Origin of the sequence: Sciscionella marina DSM 45152 (assembly GCF_000379465.1) — a bacterium.
GTDB lineage: Bacteria > Actinomycetota > Actinomycetes > Mycobacteriales > Pseudonocardiaceae > Sciscionella > Sciscionella marina.
In genome coordinates this window covers 168,463-176,634 of the sequence record NZ_KB905382.1, presented here as the reverse complement: position 1 = coordinate 176,634, position 8,172 = coordinate 168,463, and the positions used below count along the sequence as shown (strand labels likewise).

At 68.4% G+C, this 8,172-nt stretch carries 10 protein-coding genes; 6 read left to right on the top strand and 4 right to left on the bottom strand.

Features of this window, described 5'->3' with window-relative positions; genetic code table 11:
- Nucleotides 1–91 precede the first annotated feature (91 nt).
- Both A37U_RS0111105 and A37U_RS0111100 read left to right on the top strand, forming a co-directional pair.
- Nucleotides 92–1,096 carry an IS481 family transposase gene (locus A37U_RS0111105; protein WP_026197093.1) on the top strand — a complete coding sequence of 335 codons (1,005 nt, stop codon included), beginning with the start codon at nucleotides 92–94 and terminating at the stop codon, nucleotides 1,094–1,096.
- A gap of 50 nt (nucleotides 1,097–1,146) precedes the next feature.
- Nucleotides 1,147–2,337: a cytochrome P450 gene (locus A37U_RS0111100; protein WP_020496716.1), complete on the top strand. Its 1,191-nt coding sequence runs from the start codon at nucleotides 1,147–1,149 to the stop codon at nucleotides 2,335–2,337.
- A 56-nt stretch (nucleotides 2,338–2,393) separates the two neighbouring features.
- Here A37U_RS0111100 and A37U_RS0111095 read toward each other — a convergent pair whose 3' ends face one another.
- Genes A37U_RS0111095 through A37U_RS0111085 form a run of 3 tightly spaced genes read right to left on the bottom strand, consistent with a single transcriptional unit; the run spans nucleotide 2,394 to nucleotide 4,372 of the window.
- On the bottom strand, nucleotides 2,394–3,260 hold the full coding sequence (locus A37U_RS0111095; RefSeq protein ID WP_020496715.1) for a LysR family transcriptional regulator: 867 nt from the start codon (nucleotides 3,258–3,260) through the stop codon (nucleotides 2,394–2,396).
- Nucleotides 3,261–3,285: 25 nt separating this feature from the next.
- Entirely contained in the window at nucleotides 3,286–3,600 is a 315-nt protein-coding gene (locus A37U_RS0111090; protein WP_020496714.1) for a nuclear transport factor 2 family protein, read from the bottom strand.
- 16 nt (nucleotides 3,601–3,616) lie between these two features.
- Complete coding sequence (locus tag A37U_RS0111085) at nucleotides 3,617–4,372, bottom strand: SDR family oxidoreductase (protein WP_020496713.1); 756 nt, start codon at nucleotides 4,370–4,372, stop codon at nucleotides 3,617–3,619.
- A gap of 127 nt (nucleotides 4,373–4,499) precedes the next feature.
- Between A37U_RS0111085 and A37U_RS0111080 the strand changes: the two genes are divergently transcribed.
- Genes A37U_RS0111080 through A37U_RS0111065 form a run of 4 tightly spaced genes read left to right on the top strand, consistent with a single transcriptional unit; the run spans nucleotide 4,500 to nucleotide 7,275 of the window.
- Complete coding sequence (locus A37U_RS0111080; protein WP_020496712.1) at nucleotides 4,500–5,561, top strand: nucleoside hydrolase; 1,062 nt, start codon at nucleotides 4,500–4,502, stop codon at nucleotides 5,559–5,561.
- A 34-nt stretch (nucleotides 5,562–5,595) separates the two neighbouring features.
- Entirely contained in the window at nucleotides 5,596–5,889 is a 294-nt protein-coding gene (locus tag A37U_RS43160) for a redoxin domain-containing protein (protein ID WP_020496711.1), read from the top strand.
- A gap of 51 nt (nucleotides 5,890–5,940) precedes the next feature.
- A complete protein-coding gene (locus A37U_RS0111070; protein WP_020496710.1) occupies nucleotides 5,941–6,963 on the top strand; it encodes an NADPH:quinone reductase in 1,023 nt (340 codons plus the stop codon).
- A 36-nt stretch (nucleotides 6,964–6,999) separates the two neighbouring features.
- A complete protein-coding gene (locus A37U_RS0111065) occupies nucleotides 7,000–7,275 on the top strand; it encodes a muconolactone Delta-isomerase family protein (protein WP_020496709.1) in 276 nt (91 codons plus the stop codon).
- On the opposite strand, the gene A37U_RS0111060 is transcribed toward A37U_RS0111065, so the two are convergent.
- Nucleotides 7,272–8,117 (bottom strand): aldo/keto reductase, encoded by an 846-nt coding sequence (locus A37U_RS0111060; protein ID WP_020496708.1) that lies wholly within the window; start codon nucleotides 8,115–8,117, stop codon nucleotides 7,272–7,274. The two genes, A37U_RS0111065 and A37U_RS0111060, sit on opposite strands and share 4 nt — an antisense overlap.
- Nucleotides 8,118–8,172: the final 55 nt, after the last annotated feature.

Here is an 8,172-nt window from a genome sequence, read left to right as displayed (position 1 = left end):
GGACAGGCCCTCAACGAGGCGCAGCAGATGGCGCGTCACTGACCCAACACCAGCCACCCGTCCGACCGTTCCAAATCACGAAGGATTCGCAATCTTGCATACCAACGCACCTCTCAGCGTCGAAGGACGTCGACGACTCATCGAACGCTGCCGCACCCGCCCTATCGCTCATGTCGCAGCCGAGATGGGCNTCTCCCGCGCCTGCGCCTCAAAGTGGGTCAACCGGTGGCGACGACACGGCGACGCCGGACTTCACGACAGGCCTTCGACGCCACACCGGAGTCCAAACGCAACACCTTCCTGGGCCATCGAACAGATCGAGACCTGGAGACGCGACCACAAGTGGTCCGCCCAGCGCATCACCGACGAACTCGCTGACTCCGGGGTCATGATCAACCGCCGCGCCGTGACGCGGCACCTGACCAAACTCGGCTTGGGCAGACGCCGGTTCATAGATCCCGTCGGAGACAGCAACCGCAAACCAAGGAAGATCGTCGCCCGTTGGCCCGGCCATATGGTGCACCTGGACGTGAAGAAGGTCGGCCGGATCCCCGACGGCGGCGGATGGCGTATCCACGGCCGCGAGAGCGACCAGGCCAAAGCCGCCGGTCGAGCGAAGGCAGCTGGCGCGAAGCGCGGGTACACCTACCTGCATTCAGCCATCGACGGCTTCTCCCGGCTCTCCTACACCGAGCCCCTCAGCGACGAGAAGGGCTCGACCGCTGCGGCGTTCCTGGCACGAGCGAAGGTCTGGTTCGCCACCCACGGCATCACCCATATTCACCGCGTGGTCACCGACAACGGCGCGTGCTACCGATCCGCCGACTTCGCTCGAATCGTCGGTCACCAGACCCGACACCAGAGAACGAGGCCGTACACCCCGCGCCACAACGGAAAGGTAGAGCGCTACCAACGGATCCTGGCCGAGGAACTGCTCTACGCCCGCGACTTCTCCAGCGAAGACGCCCGCTCAGCCGCGATCGCGGTCTGGAATATCCACTACAACTATCATCGGCCACACAGCCGTGCCGACGGCCTGCCACCAGCCTCGCAGCTGCCGGCCGGCCTCACCAACGTCCAGCCCTCATACAGTTAGCGATCCGAGGTGCGCGGTACTACCGTGGAAGCATCCGGAGGTGATGCACCGTGGACGCGCCACGGCTTCCGTTTCCGCGCGCGAGTGTGCTCGAGATCAGTCCGTGGTACACGGGACTGGCGGACCGGAGCGCGCTGGTGCGGGTGCGCACTCCGGCGGGTGATCCGGCCTGGCTGGTGACCCGGTACGCCGAAGCGAAACAGCTCTGGGCGGATCCGCTGCTCGGCAGATCGCATCCGAGCCCGGAACAGGCGAGCAGGGTGTCCGATGCCGGGGTGATGGCCGGGCCGTTGAACGAGTTCGACACCGAGCAGGCGCACCACGCGATCTTCCGGCGACTGCTCACCCCGGCGTTCTCGGCGCGGCGGATGAACGACCTGGCCACGTTGATCACCACGCTCGTGCGGGAGTCGATCGAGGAGATGACCGGCGGCGCCGAACACGGTACGGCCGATCTGCAGCGGCACGTCTCGATGCCCTTGCCGGTGTTCGTGATCTGCAGGCTGCTCGGAGTCCCGTTCGCCGACCGGTACTACTTCAAGGACCTCTCCGCCCGGCTGGCGACGCTGGCCGGGGAGGATCCGGGGATCGCCTATGCGGAGCTGCGCGAATACGTCGGCCGGATCGCGGAGGCGAAACGTACCGATCCGGGCGAGGATCTGATCTCCGATCTGGTCGCGGCGCAGCAGGAGTATCCCGGGTACCTCACCGGGGAACAGCTCACCGGAATCGTGGCCGGGCTGCTGTTCGCGGGGCACGAGACCACGCTGAACGCGATCAGCTACGGCACCCTCGCGCTGCTGAGCAACCCCGCCGCGAAACAGCGGCTGATCGCGCATCCGGAAACGGTCGACGAGGTGGTCGAGGAAATCCTGCGGCTCAACGCATCCGGGGGAATCGGGATCCTGCGCTACGCCCACGCCGATATCGAGGTCGGCGAACAGCTGATCCGCCGGGGCGAGGCGGTGATCCTGTACAGCGCGCTCGTCGACCGCGATCCGCGCGCCTATCCGGACGCGGAACGGTTCGCACCCTCGAAGCGGGCGAGCACGCACCTCGGTTTCGGCCACGGCGGCTACTTCTGCATCGGCGCGAGCCTCGCCCGGCTCGAACTGCGCGGCGTGTTCGGCCAGCTGTTCCGCCGGTTGCCCACGCTCACCCTCGCCGCCGCCCCCGAAGAGCTCACCCCGCGCGATGAGCGCCTCACCGGGGGGATCGAACGGCTTCCGGTTTCCTGGTGAACCCCAGCGCCCTGGTGAAGCCCAGAACCCTGGTGAACCCGGCGCCCTGGTGAACCTCAGCGCGCGAGGAACGCGTCCCGCAGTTCGTTGGTGATGTGCGGGGACCAGAGCGCGTGCAGCGGGGCGTGCAGTGCCGGGCGCAGTTCGAGCACCCTGCTCTTACCGCCCGCGGCCGGTCCCGGTGGCGCGGTGACGAAAGCGACGTGTCCGGTGCCGATCACCGCGGTCACCGGCGGGGTGCCCTGGATGGGATTGCGGGTGTACCGGGGTTCGAATCCGGCCCGGCGGCACTGGTCGAGCAGGAAATCGGTGTACCCGGAATTGCCCGGCCGCCCCCACACCATGATCGGTTCTTCGGCGAGTTCGGCGAGCTCCACGTACTCCCGCCCGGCGAGGCGGTGCTCGGCCGCGACGGCGACACAGAGCCGGTCGTGGCCGAGCGTTTCCCGCGCGATCCCTTGTGGTGGCGGCATTCCACGGCAGAGCCCGAGGTCCAGCCTTCCGGTGTACAGTTCGTCGAGCAGCTGCGCGGGATAGCGCTGGAACACCTCGGTGTTGCTCAGTTCCTGGTCGCTGAGCCGGGAACGGAGCAGCCCGGCGATCTCCTCCCCGGTGACCGCGGGCGTGTGCCCGATCCGCAGCGGTTCGGTTTCCTCCCGGCCGATCCGCCGCGCCCGTTCGAGGGCGGCGCGCACCAGTCCGTGCAGTACGCGCGCGTCCTCGATCAGCGCCTGCCCCGCGGGAAGGGCGGTGACCCCACCCGGATCGCGGGCCAGCAGCGGCACCCCGACCTCACGTTCGAAGGACCGGATGGACGTGCTCAATGCCTGCTGCGAGAGGTGCAGCCGGTTCGCGGCCTTGGTGAAGCTGCCCTCCTCGGCCACGACGACGAGCTGGTCCAGTTTCCGTAGGTCGATGCCCATGTCCGCCAAGGGTAGGCCGGGCCGGTCAGGCCTGGCCGGTCTCGAACCGGGTGATCTTCCCGTCCGCGACGGTGAACCGCCACCGGGTGCGCATGCTGCCCCAGGTGGAGTTCGTGAACTCGGCGATCAGGGCGAGCCCACCGTCCGATTCGGACTCGACGTCCATCCGGCCGTCCGCGTTGAAGATCTCCCCGTCCGCCCAGGAGCGCAGGTCCCGGTCGGTGCCGTCATCGGACATCGTGGCGCCCGCATCGAGCAGGGCATCGAACGCGGCGCGGTCACCGGAGTTGATGGCCTGGACGAAGGCCTGCACGGCCGGTTCGCTCGGTTGCACTGTCATGATTCCCTCCCTGGAATCAGCGGGTGGTGTAGCCGCCGTTGGCGAAAATGGTCTGCCCCGTGATCCACCAGCCCTCGGTGGCGAGGAACCTGGTCAGCGCGGCGATGTCCTCGATCTGGGTCAGCTGGTTTCCGAGCGCCTGGGACTTGTGGAATTCTACGCGTTCCGGGGTTTCCTGCGGGTAGAAGAACGGCGTGTCCATCGGCCCGGGCGCGATATTGGTGACCGAGATGCCGCGCTCGGCGAACTCCTTGGACGCGGCCCTGGTGAAGTGCTCGAGCGGAGCCTTGCCGCCCGCGTAGGTGGAGTAGCCGTCGGTGTAGGCGGCGAGCAGCGCGGTCACCAGGCTGATGATCTTGCCGTTGTCGTTGATCCGGCGCCCGGCCTCCTGCAGGAAGAAGTACGCGGCCTTGGCATTGATCGCCAGCATGGTGTCGTACTCCTGCTCGGTGGTCTCCAGGATCGGCTTGCGCAGCACCATCCCGGTGGTGTTCACCGCGACATCCACACCGGAGAACTCGTCCACCGCGGCATCGAACAGCCGGCGCACATCGCCGACCCTGGTCAGGTCGCCCTGCACCGTGATGGCCTTCGAACCCGCCGCACGCACGGCTTCCGCGGTCTTCTCCGCGTCCACCGCCGAGGCGTCGCCGTGGTAGTGGATCACCACGTTCGCGCCCTGCTCGGCGAAGCTGGTGCTGATGAGCCCGCCGAGGTTCTTCGCGCCCCCGGCGACGACCGCGACCTTGTCCCGAAGCGTGTGCTCAGTCATGTTTCTCCCTCTCTCGTTGTCGTGTCACCGACGCTAGGCGCGGTGCGCGGGCGCGGGGAAACACAAAGATCGGGTCAGCCGACAAGTTCGGTGGATAGCAGCAGCTCAACAGCACTAGGCTCGGGTCATGACCGAAGAAGGTGGCGACCCGGCCTGCTGGCTGTCCTCGGTCTGCCCGGAGTGCGGCCGGTTCGTCGGGGACGGGGCCTGCCCCTACTGCTCGGCGGAATCCGTGACCCCGCTGGTGATCGACACCGATACCGCGCAGGACGACTGTGTCGCGCTGCTGACCGGGCTGCTCGATCCGGCGGCCCGGCTGCGCGCAGTGACCATGGTCGCGGGCAATGTCGGGTTCGAGCACCAGGTACGCAATGCTTATCTGACCGCCAATGTGGCCGGGCGGCTCGGTGAGGTCCCGATCCACCTCGGCTGCCGCCGTCCGCTGGTGCGCCCGTGGGAGAGCGCGGAGAACGTGCACGGAGACGGGGCGGGCGGGCTGCGCATGGATCTGAGCGGGCACGAGCCGAGCGGCGAACACGCGGTGGACGCGCTGATCCGGCTGGCCGCCGAACACCGGGGCGAACTGGCGATCGTCGCGATCGGGCCGCTCACCAACATCGCCACCGCGGCGATCAAGGATCCGGAATTCGCGGGCAATGTCAGAACCCTGTACGTCATGGGCGGATCCAACAATGGGCGCGGCAACATCACCGCGGCCGCCGAATTCAATTTCTACGTCGACCCGGAGGCGGCGAAGACCGTGTTCGCCGCGGGATTCGAGATCGTGGTCGTGCCCTGGGCCCCGCTCACCCTGGAATGCGCGGTGTTCGATCAGACCAAGCTCGATGAGCTCGCCGCGCTCGGCACCCCGCTCTCCGGGTTCTTCGACCGGATCTGCGCCACCACCCTGGAATTCGACCGCAGCGTCGGCATCGACGGCACCACTCATCCCGATTCGCTGACCGCGGCCGTGCTGCTGCATCCCGAACTGGTCACCCGCAGCGCCCGGTACCACGTGGATGTGGAGACGGCGGGCGAGCTCACCCGCGGTTACGCGGCCATGTCCTGGGGTGTGCACGGGCTCGAACCCAATGCCACGGTGATCGAGGATGTGGACGGCGAAGCCTTCTTCGCGCACATCAAGGCCCTGCTGGGCACGCCGACCACCCCGAACCGGGAACTGAGCTGAACCCTTTCTCCCCCGCACCGACACCACCTGCCCGGTGTGCAACCGGCACGTCACGGACCTCGCCGGGCGCGCGGCCGAGCCGACCGCCGCGGGCGTGCGCGTCCTGCTCGTGGTGCCCGAGGGTCGCGCCGAAACCGGTTCCTGGCGGGCGAAACGCGAGCCACCGTTCCCCGTGGTCACCGGAAGGCGCGGCACCCCGCAGGAGGCGGTCGGGCTGCTGAAGAAGGTGTTCGGCACCGTCCGGCAGTCCGGGAGCCTGCTGATCGAACGGAAAGGCATCGAGCAGGCCATCATCGGACTGACGAGAAATGAAACCGGCACACCCTGAGTTGTCTCCGTTGTCCCCCAACGCGTTGTCTCCGAACAGAAGAGGTGTTTCATGCGCGCGGTCGTCCACGAACGCACGGGCGGTCCCGAAGTGCTCCGGCTCACCGAGCGGCCCGTTCCGGAGGTGCCCGCGGGCCATGTCCGGGTACGGGTGCACGTGTCCGGAGTGAACCCCACCGACCTGCGCAGCCGCAGCGGCCAGTCCTCGGGGATGAAGTTCGCCGAGCAGATCCCCCATCAGGACGGTGCGGGCGTGGTGGACGCGATCGCCGCGGATGTGACCGGGTTCGAAGCCGGGCAGCGAGTGTGGCTCTGGGATGCGGCGTTCGGCAGCCCGGCAGGCACCGCGGCGGATTATGTCGTCGTGCCTGCGAAACACGTGGTTCCGCTGCCGGACGGGGCGAGCTTCGAGCTCGGCGCCTCGCTCGGCATTCCCGCGCTGACCGCGCACCACGCGCTCACCTCGGGAACACAGCGGCTCGCCCCCGGCACGCTGACCGGGACGACGGTCCTGGTGCACGGCGGGGCGGGCGCGGTCGGGCACGCCGCGATCCAGCTGGCAGCGTGGGCGGGCGCGCGGGTGATCACCACGGTCAGCAGCCAGGACAAGGCCCGGCTCGCCGCGGCGGCCGGGGCCCATCACGTGCTCGACTACCGCGCCGAGGATGTGCCCGCACGCGTCGCCGAGCTCGCACCCGTTGGCGTTCACCACATCGTCGAGGTGGATCTCGCGGCCAATCTCGCCACGGACACCGCGGTGCTCGCGCCTGGCGGCAGCATCAACGTCTACACCTACCGGTCGGGCGAACTACTCCCGATCCCCTCGCTCGAACTGCTCGTCAAGAACGCCCGGCTGGGCTTCACGTACACCTACACGGTCGACGCCGCCGCGAAGGAAGACGCAATCGCCGCGGTCCGCGCCGCCGTGGCGGACGGGGTCATGGGGGTCGGCCCCGAACACGGGCTGCCGCTCGGGCGGTACGAGCTCGCCGAGACCCCGGCCGCGCACGCCGCACTGGAGCAGGGCTTCGTCGGGAAGGTGCTCATCTCGGTGGTGCCCGGAACGACGGAGTAGACTCATCGACGTTCGTCGAATATCGAAGGAGTCATCATGGAGTTCCTGGTCCGCGTCGATGCCTCGCGCGCCTATGAGTTGCCCGACGAGGAACGCGCCGACCTGATCGAGCGGGAACGCGCCCGCGGTCGTGAGCTGCTCGCCGACGGCACGATCCAACGGTTCTGGCGTGTTCCCGGTCGCCGCGGCAATGTCGGCATCTGGTCCACTCCCGATGCCGACACGCTCGCCACGGTGCTCGCCGAGCTGCCGGTCTATCCGTACGCCGACATCGAGGTCACCCCGCTCGCCACGCATCCGATGACGCACTAAGCCAGCCCGTCCAGGCGCGCGAAAGTGGCCGCGTCCAGCCGGATCCGCCCGGCGGCCAGGTTCTCCTCCAGGTGCACCGGATTCGCGGTGCCCGGGATGAGCAGGGTGTTCTCGTACTCGGCGAGCAGCCAGGCGAGACCGATCTGCGCCGGGTTCGCCCCGAGTTCCGCGGCCACCGCGCGCACCTCGGGGTGTTCGGTGACCTTCGGATGACCGGAAAACGCGGAGCCGAGCGGAAAGAACGGCACCCACGGAATCCCGTTCTCCCGGCAGATCCGCAGCAGCGCGGCACTCTCCCGAGACAGCAGGCTGTGCGCGTTCTGCACGCAGGCGATCCCGGCCGGAAGCGCGATACGCAGCCGTTCGGCATCGACGGCACTGAGCCCGATCGCGCCGATCTTGCCCTCGGTACGCAGGGCGATGAGTTCGGCGAGCTGATCCTCGATGCCCACCCGCTGATCTCCCTCGGCGACCAGGCCGGGCCCCACATCCAGGCGGCGCAGGTTCACCACGGGCAACCGCTCGATGCCCAGACTGGCGAGATTCGCCTCCACGCTCGCGCGCAGCTGCCCCGGTTTCTGCGCCGGGACGAGCCCATCGCGGTGTTCCGCACCGACCTTGCTCACCAGCACCAGATCCTCGGGATACGGATGCAGTGCCGCGCGGATCAACGCGTTGACCGCACCGTCGCCGTAGAACTCGGCGGTGTCGATGTGGTTCACCCCGTTGCCCACCGCCTTACGCAGCACCTCGGCGTCCTGCGCACCCAGCTGCATCGCGCCAAATCCGATCCGGGCCACCCGCCGACCGGCGAGCAGCGCCGTTCCACCTGGACTGTCCATCTCCGCACTCTCCTGACTCGGCCGACACGAAACGGAGGATCCTCCGCTCTGTCCA